This window comes from Mangrovibacterium marinum (assembly GCF_003046625.1).
GTDB classification, from domain to species: domain Bacteria; phylum Bacteroidota; class Bacteroidia; order Bacteroidales; family Prolixibacteraceae; genus Mangrovibacterium; species Mangrovibacterium marinum.
The window spans coordinates 286,292-303,901 of record NZ_QAAD01000004.1 but is presented as its reverse complement, the minus strand read 5'-3'; the positions used below and the strand labels follow the sequence as shown (position 1 = coordinate 303,901).

Genomic DNA, 17,610 nt, shown 5'->3' with positions numbered 1-17,610 from the left:
GTGGTCTGCTCAATAAAATAACTTAAACAGCCCGTCAATTCCATTTGAAAATTGACGGGCTGTTTTTTGGGCTGCGTCATCGCCGAGACGCTTACATTAAAACATACACCGGCGATTATACAAAAGATGATTTACCGGAGGGATTCGATCTGGTTTTTCTCTCGGCGATCATTCACAGCAATCCATTGGAGACGAATCAGCAACTTATAAAGAAGTGCTTCAAGGCTTTAAATAACAAGGGACAAATTATTATTCAGGATTGGATTATGAACGATGAGCGGACAGAACCCACTACGGGTGCAATCTTTGCCATCAATATGTTAGTTGGCACCGATGGTGGTGATTGTTTTACCGAGCAGGAAGTATCCGACATGTTAACGACTGCGGGCTTTAAGCAAATTCAACGTAAAGAGCTGGATGCGGGATTGAGTCAAATAATCGCACAAAAGATGTAATCGACAAGCGGTTCGTAAAAAACAGAAGGGAGCTTCAGCCAGACCGAAGCTCCCTCTATTTTTATAGGTCGTTATAAATCAATTATAAACTTTTGAAGAAGTCGTTGCCTTTGTCGTCCACAAGGATAAAGGCCGGGAAATTTTCCACTTCAATTTTCCAAATGGCTTCCATTCCGAGTTCGGGATATTCCACACATTCGATGCTCTTGATATTGTTTTGAGCAAGAATAGCTGCCGGACCGCCAATAGAACCAAGGTAGAAACCACCGTGTTTTTTACAGGCATCGGTTACCTGCTGACTGCGATTACCTTTAGCCAGCATAATCATGCTGCCGCCCTTGCTTTGAAATGGATCGACATAAGGGTCCATTCGGTTTGCCGTAGTTGGCCCCATGGAACCACAGGCCATGTCACTCGGCGTTTTAGCCGGGCCTGCATAATAAATCGGGTGATTCTTGAAATATTCAGGCATTGGTTCACCTTTTTCCAAGCGCTCGTTGATTTTTGCATGGGCGATATCGCGGGCTACGATAATGGTACCATTCAAAGACAGACGCGTTGCAACCGGATACTTAGTCAAAATCTTCAAGATGTCTGCCATGGGCTGGTTCAAATTGATTTTTACAGCATCGCCTTCACCTGCCTTGCGTAATTCTTCAGGAATCAATTCAAACGGCTTGTCATCCATTTTTTCAATCCAAATACCGTCTTTGTTGATTTTTGCTTTAATATTGCGGTCGGCAGAACAGCTTACGCCCATACCAACAGGGCAACTGGCTCCATGGCGCGGTAAACGCACTACGCGAACATCGTGTGCCAAATATTTACCACCAAACTGAGCTCCTAAACCAATTTTATATGCTTCTTCCAACAATTCTTTTTCAAGCTCGATATCGCGGAACGCACGGCCATGTTCGTTTCCGGTCGTTGGCAATTCGTCGTAATATTTGGTAGATGCTAATTTTACAGTCAGAAGATTCTTTTCGGCCGATGTACCGCCAATAACAAATGCAATATGGTACGGAGGACAAGCAGCAGTACCTAATGTTTTCATTTTTTCGACCAAATAAGGCACCAATGTTTTGGGATTAATCAAAGCTTTGGTTTCCTGAAACAGATAGGTTTTGTTAGCTGACCCACCGCCTTTGGCTACACAAAGAAATTTGTATTCCATGCCTTCGGTGGCTTCCAAATCAATTTGCGCAGGTAGGTTACATCTGGTATTTACTTCGTCGTACATATTGAGCGGAGCATTTTGCGAGTAGCGAAGGTTTTCCTGGGTAAAAGTGTTGAACACACCAAGAGAAAGCGCTTCTTCGTCGCAGTAATCGGTCCAAACCTGCTGCCCTTTTTCGCCGTGAATGATTGCGGTACCGGTATCCTGGCAGAAAGGAAGTATACCTTTTGCAGCAACTTCGGCATTACGCAGAAAAGTTAATGCCACGTATTTATCGTTTTCCGAAGCTTCCGGGTCGTTTAAAATTTTAGATACTTGCTCATTGTGAGCACGGCGCAATAAAAATTCAACATCGCGGAAAGCTGCTTGAGCCAAAGCTGTCAAGCCTTCTTTTTCAATTTTTAAAATGGGTTTTCCTTCGAAATCACCTACTGAAACATAGTCTTTTGTCAGTTGGTAGTATTCCGTTTTATCTTCGCCCAGCTGGAACATGGGTTGATAATGAAATTCTGTTGCCATATTGTTTTAATTCAGTTGTTTTTTGTTTCGTATTTTCGATTTATCCGCCATTGAGACGAATCCCACAAATATAGCCATTAGCCACCAAACAGGCCTTTAATCAAGGGGAATTTTGTCCGTTGGCACGACTTATTTAGAAAGCGTCCAGCTATGAGCGGCCGATCTGCTTAATGCAGGGACTCCTCAATAAACCGATCGAAATCAGCCATCAGCTGGCGAAGCGGCTTATTGTCGAGCTGATAAGCGTGCTCTTCGATTTGTGCGATGGGTAAAACTTTAGGCGAGGTACCACTGATAAAGGCAGCATCGTATTGTGCCAGCTCCGATACCCGTATTGGCGCCTCTACATACCCAAATCCCAAGCGATTGATGCACTCAATGATGTATTTACGGGTGATGCCACCGAGCACCTGCTCAGCTTTTGCAGTGTAAAACACACCATCGCGAATAAAAAACACGTTCGAGCGGCTTCCTTCAGTAATGCACTGGTTATGATCGACCAATAACACCTCGTACCAATTATTCCGGGCAATGGCCTGATTGGCCTTTTCACGCACCGAATGCTGGGCCACCTTCGCCTGCGGGTTTTGCCGCTCGGCATGCAACAGCCCCACCGCAACTCCCCAGCGGTATTGCTCAGCTGTTGGATATTGGTGCGGTACAACATACATTCGAAAAAGCTCGCTTTTATCGGACAGGATATTCAGCTCAACCTTTACATTCGCATTAATCAGCTTATTGGCTTGGATAAGCAGCCGAAGTTGGCGTTTAAACTCCACCTCATTCACCCTTACCGGAATTTGTAGCAACGCGCAGGAATGGCAAAAACGGGCATAGTGATCCGAAAAAAAAAGCAGCTTGCTATCGACAATTCTGAGCACTTCGTAGATCTGAACAGCCTGTTCGTCCTGAAAGCCGGAAACCGGTGTTTTTTTCAGTTCTCCTCTCTCAATATAAATCGGTATGTTTGTCATTCATTTTCAATTTAAAGTATCGCCTGATCCGGTGCACCAAGCAGGAACAAGAAAGTATGAAAAGCGCCTTAAAAATAACATTGATCTACTTCTCCATTGGCTTTCTGTGGATTCTTTTTTCAGATTTATTGCTGGCCTCCCTCTCCGACCAGCCGGAAGTGATCAGTAGACTGCAAACTTACAAAGGATGGTTTTATGTTGTCGGCACATCCGCATTTTTATACCTGCTCATCAGTCGGGCAATCCGCAAGAAAAGCAAATTACTGACTGAATTAAAGCTGGCAAAAGAACAGGCCGAGAAAGCCGATCGCTTAAAGTCGACCTTCATCTCGAATATGTCACACGAGATAAGAACCCCGCTGAACGGCATCCTGGGATTCAGCCAGCTTTTGGTGGAAGACGAGCTTGAACCAGAAATCCGGGAGATGTATATCGACCAGATTAACACCAACAGCGATCTGCTGCTGAAGATCATCAACAATATTCTGGAGATTTCAAAAATTCAGGAGAAAATGCTCGAGCCTCAGATGCGGCAAATCTCGGTTTCGAAATTTGCCAACCGCATCACGCAAAACTACAGTTTTTCCGGATCGGCTTTATGCCGAAAAGGTTTAAAATTTGAGTGCCAGCTCGATCCGGATTGTGCCAATCTCCATATCGTCACCGACTCGGACTACCTGCGACAAATCATCTACAATCTGATTGACAACGCCGTAAAGTACACCAATCATGGAACAATCAGCATGAAGGTACACGCCCGATCAAACGATCTTCAGATTGACATTATCGATACCGGCATTGGTATTAAGCCCGAGAATATGCCCGTAATTTTTGAACGCTTTAAACACTATAAAAACGATAATGAAATTTCCGGTGGTTTCGGGCTGGGACTTTCCATCTGCAAGGGGCTGGCCGATGCTCTGAACGCCCGTATGGAAGTCGAATCGGAATATGGCAGTGGAAGCCGATTTACAGTTATACTCCCCCTTCAGCCCCAAAGCCAGCAAAGAGGCATCCGAACTGACAAGCAGGATGAATAAGCAAAAAATAGATCTGATTTCCCTGAATCACCAACAGGAGCCAAAGTAAGCGGATTCCCGGTTGTCCGGGTTTTCGTGGTTATCCTTGTTGTCATGAGTTGTCGGGTTATCGTTCCACCTCTCAAAGCATCCCCGATGCGGTTGGAAACCACATCACCCGAAGGGACTTTCACAGAAAACCTTCATGATTCCGGGGAATCACCAACAGGAATGAAAGTGGAGGAAGACAGCAGAAGGCATTTAAGAGAAGACGGAAGCTCGCTCGGAGCGCGACCGGCCTACTTTTTATCGATGGTGAGAGGTGAACCGGAAGCTTAGTGAATCCGGGAAGCTCCGCCGACAGAAGGAGATCACCCGGCTGAACTTAGCTTTCGGGAGCTGACACCTGAAGATAAAAATAAGCCTTGAACTTTCTGTTTACTCTTTGCTTTAAGGCAAAGAGTAAAACCCGTCCGGTAGGACAAAATATCTTCTTCTATACAAATTAGAATTGACGGAACACTTGTTTAAGCGTCGAAAAAGAGACTTTCAGAAAAAAAGGAGCTGCCCGGCAACTCCTTATTGATCTGTTATTTCGCGTTTCACGATCTTATTTTACGGCCACGGTCTCAATTTCGACCAGCACGCCCAGTGGTAGTTCTTTAACCGCAAAAGCAGCACGTGCCGGCGGGTTTTCGGGATAGCATTTTCCGTAAACCTCATTCATCGCCTTGAAATTTGCCATATCGCTCAGCAAACAAGTCGACTTCACCACATCGGCAAATGTATAACCGGCCTCGGTCAAAATCGCCTCAATGTTTTTCATCACCTGGGTAGTTTGCTCAACAATGCCGCCGTCGACAATCTTACCGATCGCCGGATCAACCGGAATTTGCCCCGAAATATAGAGCGTACCGTTTACTTCAACAGCCTGGCTGTAAGGACCAATTGCCGCCGGGGCATTGGGTGTGGAAATAATTTTCTTCATGTCGTGTAATTTATCAGTCAAAATAAAATTGATTGTTCTTTCTGCAAAGAAATAAATTTTAATGGTGGCACAAACTGCCAAACATCAGCTCATCTTTCGCTGAGGGTGACAACATCATTCACTTTAGTCAAAAATGCCCCGGCATTCCGAAAGTTTACACAACTATTCTACCTTTACAGGCCGAACCGTTTTGTATTTTAGAGCAAATTTTTGATCACCATGGATTTAACTCAGGCTAAAGAAAAAATTGAAGCTCTCCGCCACGAGCTGGAGGAGCATAACTACCAATATTATGTGCTTTCGAAGCCCACAATCAGCGACTATGAATTCGATATGAAGCTGAAAGAACTGGAAAAGCTGGAAGCCGAATTTCCGCAGTTTTTCGACCCCAACTCACCAACACAGCGTGTGGGTAGCGACCTGAATCAGGAGTTCGTACAGGTGAATCATCAGTACCCCATGCTGTCGCTCTCGAACAGTTACTCGGAGGGAGAACTGATCGATTTTGACCAACGCATTAAAAAGCTGACCGACGAGCCCTACGAATTTGTCTGCGAGTTAAAGTTTGACGGCACCTCGGTCAGTCTGATCTACGAAAACGGAGCATTGCTGCGCGCCGTAACCCGCGGCGATGGCGTTAAGGGCGACGACATTACCGCCAACGTGCGCACCATTCGCAGTATTCCGTTAAGGCTAAAAGGAGACGACTATCCGGCCAGCTTTGAAATGCGTGGTGAGATTTTGTTGCCTTTTGCGGTGTTTGCCGAGCTGAACCAGGCACGCGAAGATATTGGCGAGATGCCATTTGCCAATCCCCGCAATGCGGCCTCGGGCACCATCAAGCTACAGAATGCCGCCGAGGTGGCTAAGCGCAAGCTGGATGCCTACGTTTACTACCTGCTAGGCGAAAACCTGCCCGACGACGGTCACTACGAAAGTTTGCAACACGCCCGCAAATGGGGATTCAAAATATCGGAACACACCAAAAAATGCGCGAACATCAATGAGGTCATTGACTTTATAAACTATTGGGACACCGAGCGCTTCAACCTGCCGGTTGCTACCGACGGCATCGTCATCAAAGTGAACTCGCGGCGTCTGCAAAGCGAGCTCGGCTTTACGGCCAAGTCGCCACGCTGGGCCATTGCCTACAAGTTTAAGGCCGAGCAGGTGAGCACCACCCTCGAGTCGGTGAGTTTTCAGGTAGGCCGAACCGGTGCCGTTACGCCGGTGGCCAATCTCACGCCGGTTTTGCTGGCAGGCACCGTCGTAAAACGCGCCTCGCTGCATAATGCCGACATTATTAATAAACTGGATTTACACTTGGAAGATGCCGTTTACGTTGAAAAAGGGGGCGAGATCATCCCCAAGATTGTGGATGTAAACGACAGCCTTCGCAAGCCGGATGCGCAAAAGGTTGAGTTTATCCATGAATGTCCGGAATGTGGAACAACACTAATCCGTAAAGATGGCGAAGCCGCCCACTACTGCCCCAACGAAACGGGTTGTCCGCCACAAATTAAAGGAAAAATTGAGCACTTCATCAGCCGGCGGGCAATGGACATCGACGGCTTGGGACAGGAAACCATTGAGCTGCTTTACCAGCAAGGCTTAATTCGCAACAGTGCCGATTTATACGATTTGCAGGCCGAGCAACTGATACCGCTGGAGCGGATGGGTGAAAAGTCGGCCGAACGGATTCTGAAAAGTTTACAGCAATCGCGGCAAGTACCCTTCGAGCGTGTACTCTTTGCCTTGGGAATCCGCTTTGTGGGAGAAACGGTCGCCAAGAAGCTGGCGCAAAAGCTGGTCAATATCGACAACCTGGCCAAGGCATCGCTGGACGAGCTGACGGCTATTGACGAAATTGGCATCCGCATTGCAGAAAGTGTCATCGCCTATTTCCACGACGAGCGTAACCGCGAGCTGCTGGAACGATTAAAAAATCAAGGTCTTCAGTTCGAGTTACACGAATCGGTGCTTGAGGGACGCAGCCAAAAACTGGAAGGACTGAGCATTGTCATTTCCGGAACTTTTGAAAAACACTCGCGCGACGAGCTCAAAGAGCTGATCGAGAAGAACGGAGGCAAGAGCGTTGGCTCCATCTCCAAGAAAACCTCGTACCTGCTGGGCGGGGCCAATGTAGGGCCTTCGAAACTGGAAAAAGTTGAAAAACTGGGAATCCCGATTCTTTCGGAAGAGGAGTTTCTGCAAATGATTGAATAAGACCGCTCAACACCTGTTAAATGACAATTAAAAGCAAATCGGGCACATCACTTTCGATTTTCCCGAACAAGCTGTTTTTTAAAACTACTTTTGCAGCATTCAAGCTCTAATCAGAAACAAATTCTTATTTTTGCGCACGAAACTATGGGATTAAAAAGCAAATTGGTTTACTGGCGGCTGCGACGTATCGGGAAATCGACCAAACGCAGCAAACAATTCATCAATTTAAATAAAGCCGGCTACGTTGGTATTCTTTGGGACGAAAAGGACAACGCTGCTTTTGAAATGCTGAAAAGCTATCTTCAGGGGCACAACATCCAATACCGCGACCTTTGTTACTCCGCGAAAGAACACGAGCGTACTTTCGGCAAAAATGATTTTTCGTTCATGGGCACGCCCAAAAATCCGGAGGTCGCCACCTTCATCAACGAAAAATTCGATCTTTTAATCGACATTAGTTTGTCTGACAAGCTGCCGGTTCAAATTGTACGAGCCTTGTCGGGAGCATCGTTTAAAACCGGCTGGAGTATGGCGACACCCAATTTCTTCGATCTTTGTGTCGACGTCAGCAAACATCCCGATGCCTGCTATTTGGCAGAACAATTGATTCATTATTTAAATGAGATAAATTAAGAAAGCATGGAACACCTTTTTAAAGGCGCAGGAGTAGCATTAATTACTCCATTCAAAAAAAACTTATCAATCGATTTCAATGCCCTGGAAACGCTTGTTGAAGAACAAATTACTTCGGGAACCGACTACCTGGTTGCATTGGGAACGACAGCCGAAACACCCACTTTAAGTGCCGATGAGCAAAAAGAAGTGATTAACTGTATCAAGGCTAAAGTCAACAAGCGTGTTCCGATAATGCTTGGTCTGGGAGGTAACGATCCGGTAAAAGTTTGCCAAACCATTAAGGGCACCAACTTCGACGGCATCGACGGTATTTTAAGCGTAACCCCCTATTACAACCGGCCGCCGCAAGCCGGGCTTATCGCGTATTACAAGTCGATTGCCGCTGCATGCCCGGTTCCGGTAGTACTGTACAATGTACCATCGCGCACAGGGGTAAACATGGAGTCGGCTACTTCGGTGGCTATTGCTAAGGCCTGCCCCAACGTAATTGCCGTGAAAGAAGCTTCGGGCGAGTCGTCTCAGGTCGCAAAAATGGCCAAACACGGCCCCGCGCATTTTGCCGTTATCTCGGGCGACGATGTGTTGACGCTTCCGATTATCAGCGTGGGCGGTATCGGCGTGATCTCAGTTGCATCGAACGCCCTGCCCGGGCAGATGGCCGAATTAGTACACCTGGCCCTGGATGGCCGTTTAGCGGAAGCCCGCCAATTGCACCAGCGACTGGTAGACCTGTTTAAGCTGTTGTTCCGCGAAGGAAACCCGGCCGGCGTTAAAGCACTGATGGAAATCATGGGCAAAACCAACTCAAATGTGCGTTTGCCACTGTGTGCTGCAAGCAGCGAATTATACAAAGATCTGGAGGAAGAGCTCAAGCGCGTACTTTAACGCAATGCCGTTCTGAAAGATCAAAAGACCATTGAACGCGACTGTTCAATGGTCTTTTGCTTTTGACATCCATTATTTATTATTTTCGTTTCTGATAACTAAAAAAAACAATACCACGATGAACGTTGAATTTCCCGGAATACCCTCGCCTTGCTATGTGTTGGAGGAAAAACTATTACGCAAAAATCTGGAATTAATCCAGTCGGTTTCGCAACGGGCCGGTGTTGAGATTATTCTGGCCTTTAAGGGGTTCGCCATGTGGAGTGCTTTCCCCATTGTACGCGAATATATTTCGGGAGCTACAGCCAGCTCGCTGCACGAAGTGAAGCTGTGCTACGAGGAGATGAAAACCGAAGCACATACGTACGCACCGGTTTACGACGAGGAAAGTTTCCCGGAGATTATTCAGCTTTCCAGCCACATCACCTTTAACTCGCTGAGCCAGTACGAGCGTTTCTACCCCATGATCCAGGCTTCGGGGAAGAAGGTCTCGGTTGCCTTGCGCATTAACCCGGAGTTTTCGGAAGTAGAAACCGAGCTTTACAACCCCTGCGCACCGGGTTCGCGCCTGGGCGTAATTGCCGAGCAAATTGGTGACGAACTGCCGGCCGGAATCGATGGTTTGCACTTCCACACCTTGTGCGAGTCGTATTCCACCGATTTGGAGAAAACGCTGGCTGCGGTGGAGGCCAAATTCGGTCGCTTTCTGAAACAAGTGAAATGGCTAAACATGGGCGGTGGCCACCTGATGACCCGCAAAGGCTACAAGGTGGATCACCTGATTGAAATACTGAAAGGGCTGCAAAGCCGCTACCCCAACTTGCACATCATTATGGAGCCGGGCAGCGCCTTTGCCTGGGAAACCGGCTTCCTGAAGGCAAGTGTTCTGGATGTGGTCGAAAATAAAGGCATCAAAACAGCCATGTTGAATGTTTCGTTTGCAGCACACATGCCCGACTGCCTGGAAATGCCTTACCAACCGCGTATCCGCCACGCCGCTGTTGGCCCGGTCGATGGCAAACCAACCTACCGCATGGGTGGTAACACCTGCCTTAGCGGCGACTATTACGGTTACTGGTCGTTCGACGAAGCATTGCAAATTGGCGACGAAATCATCCTCGAGGATATGATTCACTACACCATGGTGAAAACAACTGTCTTCAATGGGGTACAACATCCATCTATTGGAATCATCAAAGCAAGCGGTGATTTTCAACTTGTGCGGAAATTCGGTTACGAAGACTATAAAAACAAATTGAGCTAATCCGCAAACTTTAGTTTGTCATTAAACTTCATAGTCCGGAGCTCTTGTGGACTAATCCACCATGATTCTGACCTTGTCCATCATAGCTATTTCCTATCCCGGCAAATATATGTCTTAGGAAATAGCTATGATTTCTTTGTCCATAGCCTTGCTGGACATGTCCACCGTGATTCTGACCTTGCCCACCATAGCTATTTCCTATCCCATAGGATATATTTCATAGGAAATAGCTATGATTTCCTTGTCCATAGCCTTGCTGGACATGTCCACCGTGATTCTGACCTTGCCCGGAGGATGGCTTTCCTCTCCTTACAGCACTAAGCATTGAAGGCTAAATGCTTTGAAGGCTGAAACGCCCGGTTGACGCGGCCCCCGAGCATGTTTGACCCTCCCCTGGGAATTTTACCCCGTCCCTGACGAAGTTGACCTTCCCATGAGCAGTTTCTTTGATCCCATTAGCAACCTGAAGCGTCCCCGCAGCAATCTGACCCGTCCCCTGAGGAATTTCAGCGCCCCCTGTGAACTTTGACCCGCTTCATGAGGATAGTTGACCGTCCCCTGAGCAATTTCTCGCAGTCCCTGAGCAAGGTCGACCGTCCCCGAGGCAGTTTGAGCAGTCCTTGGAGTATTTGGACTGTCCCTAGCCAGTTTGGGGGAAAGGGCTGTAAACTTATCTCACTTTTGTGTGTTTGGACGGAAGAAAAATCACCCATTACGCAGACGCAAAGTCATGACTAAGAAAAAACGAAAAAGACTCACGCGCGAATCGCTTACGAAAACATTACGGCTTACTGATCAGCTATCGGGAGGCCAGCGCCAACGGATTGCCAGTGCACGCGCTATGCTGAAAAATCCGCGAGTTTTGATTCCGGATGAAGCAAGGTCGGCTTTGGATTCCGAATCGGGAGGCCAGGTACAGGAAGCGTTGGAAGAACTTAGGCGAGGCCGCCGGTCGGTCGTCATCGCGCACCGGTTGTCAACCATTCGCCAGGCTGATCAAATCTTGGTGCTGGAGCAAGGCCGAATTATCCAAAAGGGCACACACCAGCAACTGGTCGAAGATACCGCGGGACTCTACTACAGCTTCAGCGAGCTACAGTTTACCTGTTAAATTTCGTTATCGAGAACTGACAGACGCATCCATTCCCGGCGAATAAAGAACAAAACAATCAGTGCCGAGCAAAAATCGGCGATCGGCATCGAAATCCAGATGCCATCGAGCTCGAGGAAAGAAGGTAATATAAAAAGCAAAGGAATCAGCACAATAACCTGTCGCAACAAGGTCAGTATGGTGGCAATTTTAGCTTTCCCGATCGATTGGTAAAAATTGCCAACAACCACCTGGTAGCCGACCACGGGCAAAGCCAGCAAGCCCAAGCGCAATCCCTGCCGGCCAATGGCCAGCAAGTCCGGATCCTTGGAATTGAAAAAGCGAACAAGCAAATCGGGAAAGAGCTGCACCACGATGAACGCCAAAATAGAAATGACGGTGGCCGAGATAATTGCCAGCTTCAAGGCTTCCTGCACCCGGGCATAAGCTCGCGCTCCGTAGTTAAAACCAATGATGGGTTGCGACGCCATATTAATCGCAACAATCGACATGATAATCATGGTCGCCACTGAGTTAACAATGCCCATAGCCCCCACTGCCAAATCGCCGCCAAAACTAATCAGCTTGGTATTGATCAACGCCTGCACCACCGAGTTGGCGATTTGCATAAAAAACGGTGCCATCCCAATAACCAGGATCTCCTTGATAATGGGCATTTCAATTTTAAAATAGGCCGTACGGATTTTCACCACCGAGCGTTTACTGTTAAAATGCAGTAAAACCCAAACAGCCAACACCATCATCGAGATAACCGTGGCATAGGCCGCTCCTTTTACGCCCATGTCGAGGCCAAAAATGAAAATCGGATCCAGAACAATATTGGTTCCGGCACTGATGAGCATCGAGTACATGGCAATTTTGGCATTCCCCTCGGAACGAATAACATTATTAAGCGAGAAGCCAACAACCTGAAAAATAACGCCGACCAAAATGATGTTCAAATAATCGTTGGCGTAACCAATTGTTTCGGGCGTAGCGCCAAACATTTTCAGCATGGGGCTCTTTATGGCAAAGCCAAGAGCGGTAATCAACACCGAGGCAATCACCATCATCGCAAAGCTGTTGCCCAGCACCCGCTCGGCCCGATCCAAGTCTCTTCGCCCCATATTAATCGACACCAAAACACTGGCGCCAATGCCAATAAGCATCCCAAAGGCGATCATCACCAGCATGATCGGAAAAATAACGGACACCCCGCTGAGGGCCATCGCTCCAACGCCCTGACCGATAAAAATACGGTCGACAATATTGTACAGGGCATTTACAAAAACACCAATAAAGGCGGGTATAAAATATTTCAACATCAGGCGCCCAACAGGCTGTTCTCCTAACTCTCTGGTCTTCTCCATCAAATGTCTGAATTTTTCAATCGGCCGTTTACTTGTCCGTCGCCCCGGGCGGAACCAAGGCAAAAAAGTTGGGGCAAAAGTAAACATTCAAATCAACAAAATCGGTTTTTCGGAATCGATGTTCTAAATTTGCAGCAATCTTGAAAAGAATCAGAACATGAGCGCAGAACAACCCAAAAAGATTAATACAGACACCATCCACGATTTGCAATCGGGTAACGCAGAACTGGTTAACCAAACCATTGAACAACTAAGCGAAAGCGGAAACTCGGCCTATCTGCCCTTTTTGTTCGAGCTATTGCATTCAACAACAAATGAGGAAATCAAGCGGCGCATTGCACGGTTGCTGGCCGAACTGAAACACAGCGACGCCATTCCCCTGATTATTGAGGCCATTCAAAATAAAACATACGACCAAGAACTTCAATATTTAGTTTCGGCTTGCTGGGAAAACGGTCTGGATTATATCGATCACCTTCCCCTGTTTGTTGACCTGATGATTGAGCAAGACTTTTTGATTGCGCTGGAAGCACACACCGTGATCACCAACATGACCGGTAAAATTGCCATGGTTACCTGTGAGCAGCAAATTCAAAAAATTGAAGCAGCCCTCCCAACCGTGAGCGACGACAAACGAGCCATGTTAGAGGAAGTTATCGAGTTTCTGAAAGTTTTGGAACAGGGAATCGAGCCTCAAAGCTTCTAGCCCGAAAAAGTCACAATAAATATAGGAAATGGTTAAATATCAGTTATTTTTAGGATTCGCTAAGCTGAACAACCTAAAATTAACTGACAACCGTGCAAAAGATCTTTCTGATTTTTATTTCGCTTTGTGCTTTTCAGACAGTGCAGGCACAGGATGCTGAATACGCGCAATTTTATGCCAATCCGCTTTACCTGAACCCCGGCTTTGCCGGAACCACTGATCAAACAAGGCTTTCGGTCAATTACCGAAACCAGTGGCCTCAGCAGGGAACAAACTACACGAGCTACTCGGTGGCCATCGACCGTTATGCTGAAAAACTAAAAGGTGGCCTTGGCATGCAGGCTCACAGCAGCCGCGAGCCAAACGGCATTGTCGAGAAGACAAGCTTAAATTTGTTTTATGCCCATCACATCAAGTTCAATCCGCGATTTTTCTTCGATTTAGGACTTCGGGCGGGCTTCACCTACAAAAAGCTGGACTATCAGCAGCTGGTTTTCCCCGATATGATTAACCAGCTAACCGGCGAACGCTACCTGGGGAGCCAGGAAATACCGGAAAATGCCAGTCTGCTGTATCCCGATTTTGGTGTTGGGTTCATCGGTCAGTACGATTCGTTCTACGGAGGTATCGCTGTGGATCATTTGAGCCAGCCCGATGAATCGGTTTTTATTGGAGATCAGCGTGGCAAACTACCACTTAAGTTTACAGTGCATCTGGGGGCCAAAAGTTATCGCTGGCACCGCGGGTTATTATCGCGCCGGTTCACCCTGTCGCCCAATGTTATTTACCAGCAACAAGCTGCCTTTCGTCAACTAAACCTGGGCTTGTACGTTCTGGAAAGATCTGTTTCGGCAGGCTTATGGTATCGCCAAACAAAGGGCATACAGCCCGAGTCGGTCATCCTTATGCTGGGGCTGATGCGGCCAAAATTCAAAATTGGCTATAGTTACGATCACTGCTTATCGGAGCTGAGCTACTACTCGTACGGGGCACACGAAATATCGCTGATTTTATTCACGGGCGAAAAGCGAAAAAGCCGCCAGACTCTTCTCATCCCATCGCTTTAGTGCAAAAGTTTGAAAAGCTAAAAAACCAGGGTCACAGTTCCTTTTTGCCGATGCGGTTTATCCATCACATCGTTGAAGTTCAGGATCCACACATACACCCCCGGAGGCGCAAAACGGCCATTTTTCATCCGTCCGTCCCAGCCCACGGCTTTGTCGGTTGACTCAAACATCGGCTCGCCCCACCGATTGAATATTTGCATCTGGTAGCCCTGCTCCTGCACCGCATCGGCAGCTAAACGAAAAATCCGGTTTTCGGGATTGGAGCTATTCGGATTCAAGGCATTGGGCGGAAACAAATCCTCGGGAGCAACAAGTACCCTGCGGCTTGTGGTATCAACACAGCCAAATTCACTTTCGGCTAAAAGATGAACCCTGAACCAGCCCACCTGCCGGTAACGATAGTCCGGATTTGTGTCTGTTGATAAGCCGCCATCTCCGAAATCCCAGTCATAGCTTTCGGCTCCACTACTGTTATTTGTAAACTGAAACAGGGCATCCGAGATCAAACGCTCAGAACGGTCCGGCTCGAACTGGGCAACAGGATCCCGATAAATTTCAACCGGTTGAGCGAAAGCCACCGTATCAACACAACCCGTGAGCGCCGATGTAGCCACGGCCCATACGCGATATTCCTGCCCTTGTTCAATATACTGTTCGGTAATCCCGGCTCCTTCCGCATCGTCCCGCAAGCCGGTGCTCCAACGATAAGCGAGTTGATCGATCGTATCCAACTGCTTTGCCGACAGATTCACCGTCAAGGGAGAACATCCGGAAACTACATCAGCTTCAATATCAAACCAAGGCTTACGTTTTACCTTGAAGGTCTTCATCTCACTTTGGCAGCCCTTATCCGATTCAACCCAAAGTCCGATCGTTGCCGTCGGCTTATCTGTTAAACGAATGGATAGCGGCCCGCTGGTCGTTTCCGGGTCAAGCAGAATTTCATCGGGATCCAATTCCGACAAATCCCAATGATAAGTATCGGCTACGGTTCCGCTGCCAGTGTAAAGCACATCAAACTGGTGCGGATAGCAACGATTGGGATCCACATCGGTTTCAGCCGAACGGATTGGAAAAACCGTAATGAAATCGTGAGCAAGTCCTGAGTTGGTACAACCATCGGCCGACACCACTGTCAAGCCAACATCAAAACTGCCCGCAGCAGCATAAGTATGCTTGATGACATCCGTCGCCGACTGCTCTTCTGCGCCATCGCCAAATGTCCAACTATAGCTTTCGATAGTCTCTGTTGAACTGGCCTGAAACTGGGTTTCCAGGGGCATACAGCCCTCCGTTACATCGGCTGTCAGTTCCAGATTGGGCGTCACGCGAATCGGGGTCCAGTCCTGCTCGGTGATACAGCCCGACTCGTTAATCTGAAGTCCCAGCTTTCGTTGATTAGTCTGCTGAAAGCCCAAAGCAATGTTCAACTCGCGGAGGTTCCGTCCTTCGGCATAAAGCGTATCGGGGAAATACCAGCTAAACAACGCATTCGACGAGGCATTGCCGACATAATCAACATCAAGCGAATAGCCGGAACAGCTGATCGAATCGATGTTCAAGTCGGTGGTCGGGCGGTCGTAAAAGCTCAGCTCCACCGTATCGCGGCTTATGCAGCCAAAATCATCGGTCACCTGCACCGAAGCCTGAAAATAGCCCGTATCGGCTGCCTGGATTAGCGGACTGGCAACGGTTTCGTCGTCAAAAGTCAAGGCCGGACTGCCCGTCCAGCGGATTGCTCCTTTATCAACCGAGCCGTCAATTGTCAGCTGCCGGGCATCGCATGTAAGTATTGCTTTATCCGAAATCGTTATTTGGGGATATTCGTGAATCGTCACATCGACGGTGTCGGTCGACAAACACTGAAAACGATTGGTCACCCGAACGGAGTAGCGGCCGTTTGAGCCGAGCTGAATTTTATTGCCGGCAGCACCGGTATTCCAACTGTAAGTTTCCATTCCGTCGGTGTTTAGTGGAGTTGCATCCAACCATACCGAATCGCCCATGCACAAGTTCCGGTCTTCACCCAGGTCAAAATCCGGAACGGGCTTCACATTTACGGTGAAGTAAGCCGAGTCGATGCAGCCCTCCCAATTAGCCACAACCATGTAAGTTGTTGTATCGGCCGGCGAAGCTTTGGGCTTCGAAATATCGGGACTGCTCAAGCCGGCAGCAGGAACCCATTGGTAGTTTCCGGCATAGACGTGGTTCAATGCCACCGAATCGTGCTGACAGATTGTGTGATCTGCCACCGTGCTGAAAATTGGCTTTCGAATCAGAATTTCGAACGAAGCGGAAAGACTTAGCTCCGGGTCTCCATCCATGCCACCATACTCCACAACATAGCCGCGTGGAATATAATAATTGGGCGTATAGGTAAAATCGCTGTCTCCGGCGTTCCTTAAATCGTTCCACGACTTAGCCGGCTGCGTCGGATCCTGTGTAATATGCGCATAATCCTCGCCAATACCGCCGTTGAGGTTGGTGTAAGAATTGTTGGGCTCTCCTCCTCCCCAAAAAGAATACTCACCGTTCACCGGACTCCCGCCAGAAGTTCCTTTCCAGAACACGGTTTCGGCCTCGGGTCCGGTTGCCCATACCCATTCACCTTCCTCGCTGTATTCGTCGGAATCGGTCGCTCCAATCCATCCTACGCCGTCGATTTTGGTCCAGATAAAGTCGTTTTCTGCGGCTGACGTTATTGTGGCCAAATAGCCCTGTAAGCCGCGATAGTTTTTGGCGGCTGCGGAGTCGCGGGCAGCCGTCCAGGTAATGTTGTATTGCGAATAATACTGATAGAAATGTCCTGTTTCGGGCAGAAAATCAGCATCGAGCAGGGTAACTGCAATCTGCCGGCTTGCGGTGTCGGGCACAGCATTCCGGTTGATATAAATTGTGTTGGCGATTGCCGCTTCATACTCGGCGGTGCTTGCCGCGCCACTAAGCTGCAAGGTTCCGTTTTCGTTGAGCCAGCTAAGCTGAATCGATGAACTGTGATCGGGGCATTCCAGGCGCTCTTTACCGGCACTGAAATTGGCAATCGAGATTTTCAGTCCATCGTATACCGAGTCACCAATCAACTGAACCAAGCCATCGCCAAAAACAATGCTATCCTCGCAAAAAACAAGATTCCTTCGTACGCCCTGTTCAATCTCGATTGCTTCCGACTGGCCATAAGAAAAGCCGAATGTTAACATCGATATCGCGAGCAATAACATCCGGCTTTTCATAGCT

14 protein-coding genes are annotated in these 17,610 nt (G+C 48.0%); 9 read left to right on the top strand and 5 right to left on the bottom strand.

Annotated features, from left to right (window positions below):
- Positions 1-44: 44 nt before the first annotated feature.
- A complete protein-coding gene (locus tag C8N47_RS05670; protein ID WP_107821551.1) occupies positions 45-455 on the top strand; it encodes a methyltransferase in 411 nt (136 codons plus the stop codon).
- A gap of 82 nt (positions 456-537) precedes the next feature.
- Here the strand turns inward: C8N47_RS05670 and C8N47_RS05665 are convergent, their stop codons facing one another.
- Both C8N47_RS05665 and C8N47_RS05660 read right to left on the bottom strand, forming a co-directional pair.
- On the bottom strand, positions 538-2,151 hold the full coding sequence (locus C8N47_RS05665) for a fumarate hydratase (protein ID WP_107821550.1): 1,614 nt from the start codon (positions 2,149-2,151) through the stop codon (positions 538-540).
- 167 nt (positions 2,152-2,318) lie between these two features.
- Positions 2,319-3,125 carry an aminotransferase class IV gene (locus tag C8N47_RS05660; protein WP_107821549.1) on the bottom strand — a complete coding sequence of 269 codons (807 nt, stop codon included), beginning with the start codon at positions 3,123-3,125 and terminating at the stop codon, positions 2,319-2,321.
- Positions 3,126-3,181: 56 nt separating this feature from the next.
- Here C8N47_RS05660 and C8N47_RS05655 point away from each other — a divergent pair, with 56 nt between their 5' ends.
- Positions 3,182-4,165, top strand: a complete 984-nt coding sequence (locus C8N47_RS05655) for a sensor histidine kinase (RefSeq protein ID WP_146161438.1) — start codon at positions 3,182-3,184, stop codon at positions 4,163-4,165.
- Between the two features lie 589 nt (positions 4,166-4,754).
- Here C8N47_RS05655 and C8N47_RS05650 read toward each other — a convergent pair.
- Positions 4,755-5,132, bottom strand: a complete 378-nt coding sequence (locus C8N47_RS05650) for a RidA family protein (protein WP_107821570.1) — start codon at positions 5,130-5,132, stop codon at positions 4,755-4,757.
- 219 nt (positions 5,133-5,351) lie between these two features.
- Between C8N47_RS05650 and ligA the strand changes: the two genes are divergently transcribed.
- From ligA to C8N47_RS05625, 5 genes are all read left to right on the top strand, one after another.
- A complete protein-coding gene (ligA, locus tag C8N47_RS05645; protein ID WP_107821547.1) occupies positions 5,352-7,358 on the top strand; it encodes an NAD-dependent DNA ligase LigA in 2,007 nt (668 codons plus the stop codon).
- 144 nt (positions 7,359-7,502) lie between these two features.
- Positions 7,503-7,991 carry a DUF6913 domain-containing protein gene (locus tag C8N47_RS05640; RefSeq protein WP_107821546.1) on the top strand — a complete coding sequence of 163 codons (489 nt, stop codon included), beginning with the start codon at positions 7,503-7,505 and terminating at the stop codon, positions 7,989-7,991.
- 6 nt (positions 7,992-7,997) lie between these two features.
- A complete protein-coding gene (gene dapA / locus C8N47_RS05635; RefSeq protein ID WP_107821545.1) occupies positions 7,998-8,879 on the top strand; it encodes a 4-hydroxy-tetrahydrodipicolinate synthase in 882 nt (293 codons plus the stop codon).
- Positions 8,880-8,997: 118 nt separating this feature from the next.
- Positions 8,998-10,143: a carboxynorspermidine decarboxylase gene (gene nspC / locus C8N47_RS05630; RefSeq protein ID WP_107821544.1), complete on the top strand. Its 1,146-nt coding sequence runs from the start codon at positions 8,998-9,000 to the stop codon at positions 10,141-10,143.
- Between the two features lie 730 nt (positions 10,144-10,873).
- Positions 10,874-11,254 carry an ATP-binding cassette domain-containing protein gene (locus C8N47_RS05625; protein ID WP_107821543.1) on the top strand — a complete coding sequence of 127 codons (381 nt, stop codon included), beginning with the start codon at positions 10,874-10,876 and terminating at the stop codon, positions 11,252-11,254.
- Here C8N47_RS05625 and C8N47_RS05620 read toward each other — a convergent pair.
- Complete coding sequence (locus tag C8N47_RS05620; RefSeq protein WP_107821569.1) at positions 11,251-12,603, bottom strand: MATE family efflux transporter; 1,353 nt, start codon at positions 12,601-12,603, stop codon at positions 11,251-11,253. The genes C8N47_RS05625 and C8N47_RS05620 overlap by 4 nt on opposite strands.
- 157 nt (positions 12,604-12,760) lie before the next feature.
- Here C8N47_RS05620 and C8N47_RS05615 point away from each other — a divergent pair, with 157 nt between their 5' ends.
- Together C8N47_RS05615 and C8N47_RS05610 are read left to right on the top strand one after the other, a co-directional pair.
- Positions 12,761-13,309: a HEAT repeat domain-containing protein gene (locus C8N47_RS05615; protein ID WP_107821542.1), complete on the top strand. Its 549-nt coding sequence runs from the start codon at positions 12,761-12,763 to the stop codon at positions 13,307-13,309.
- A 92-nt stretch (positions 13,310-13,401) separates the two neighbouring features.
- On the top strand, positions 13,402-14,376 hold the full coding sequence (locus tag C8N47_RS05610; RefSeq protein ID WP_170111300.1) for a PorP/SprF family type IX secretion system membrane protein: 975 nt from the start codon (positions 13,402-13,404) through the stop codon (positions 14,374-14,376).
- Positions 14,377-14,393: 17 nt separating this feature from the next.
- Here the strand turns inward: C8N47_RS05610 and C8N47_RS05605 are convergent, their stop codons facing one another.
- A complete protein-coding gene (locus C8N47_RS05605) occupies positions 14,394-17,606 on the bottom strand; it encodes a PKD domain-containing protein (protein WP_107821540.1) in 3,213 nt (1,070 codons plus the stop codon).
- Positions 17,607-17,610: the final 4 nt, after the last annotated feature.

Excerpts from the sequence above, each read along its gene's own strand:
- C8N47_RS05665 (WP_107821550.1), bottom strand. The coding sequence starts at position 2,151 with ATGGCAACAGAATTTCATTATCAACCCATGTTCCAGCTGGGCGAAGAT.
- C8N47_RS05660 (WP_107821549.1), bottom strand. The coding sequence starts at position 3,125 with ATGACAAACATACCGATTTATATTGAGAGAGGAGAACTGAAAAAAACA.
- C8N47_RS05655 (WP_146161438.1), top strand. The coding sequence starts at position 3,182 with ATGAAAAGCGCCTTAAAAATAACATTGATCTACTTCTCCATTGGCTTT.
- C8N47_RS05650 (WP_107821570.1), bottom strand. The coding sequence starts at position 5,132 with ATGAAGAAAATTATTTCCACACCCAATGCCCCGGCGGCAATTGGTCCT.
- ligA (WP_107821547.1), top strand. The coding sequence starts at position 5,352 with ATGGATTTAACTCAGGCTAAAGAAAAAATTGAAGCTCTCCGCCACGAG.
- C8N47_RS05640 (WP_107821546.1), top strand. The coding sequence starts at position 7,503 with ATGGGATTAAAAAGCAAATTGGTTTACTGGCGGCTGCGACGTATCGGG.
- dapA (WP_107821545.1), top strand. The coding sequence starts at position 7,998 with ATGGAACACCTTTTTAAAGGCGCAGGAGTAGCATTAATTACTCCATTC.
- nspC (WP_107821544.1), top strand. The coding sequence starts at position 8,998 with ATGAACGTTGAATTTCCCGGAATACCCTCGCCTTGCTATGTGTTGGAG.
- C8N47_RS05625 (WP_107821543.1), top strand. The coding sequence starts at position 10,874 with ATGACTAAGAAAAAACGAAAAAGACTCACGCGCGAATCGCTTACGAAA.
- C8N47_RS05620 (WP_107821569.1), bottom strand. The coding sequence starts at position 12,603 with ATGGAGAAGACCAGAGAGTTAGGAGAACAGCCTGTTGGGCGCCTGATG.
- C8N47_RS05615 (WP_107821542.1), top strand. The coding sequence starts at position 12,761 with ATGAGCGCAGAACAACCCAAAAAGATTAATACAGACACCATCCACGAT.
- C8N47_RS05605 (WP_107821540.1), bottom strand. The coding sequence starts at position 17,606 with ATGAAAAGCCGGATGTTATTGCTCGCGATATCGATGTTAACATTCGGC.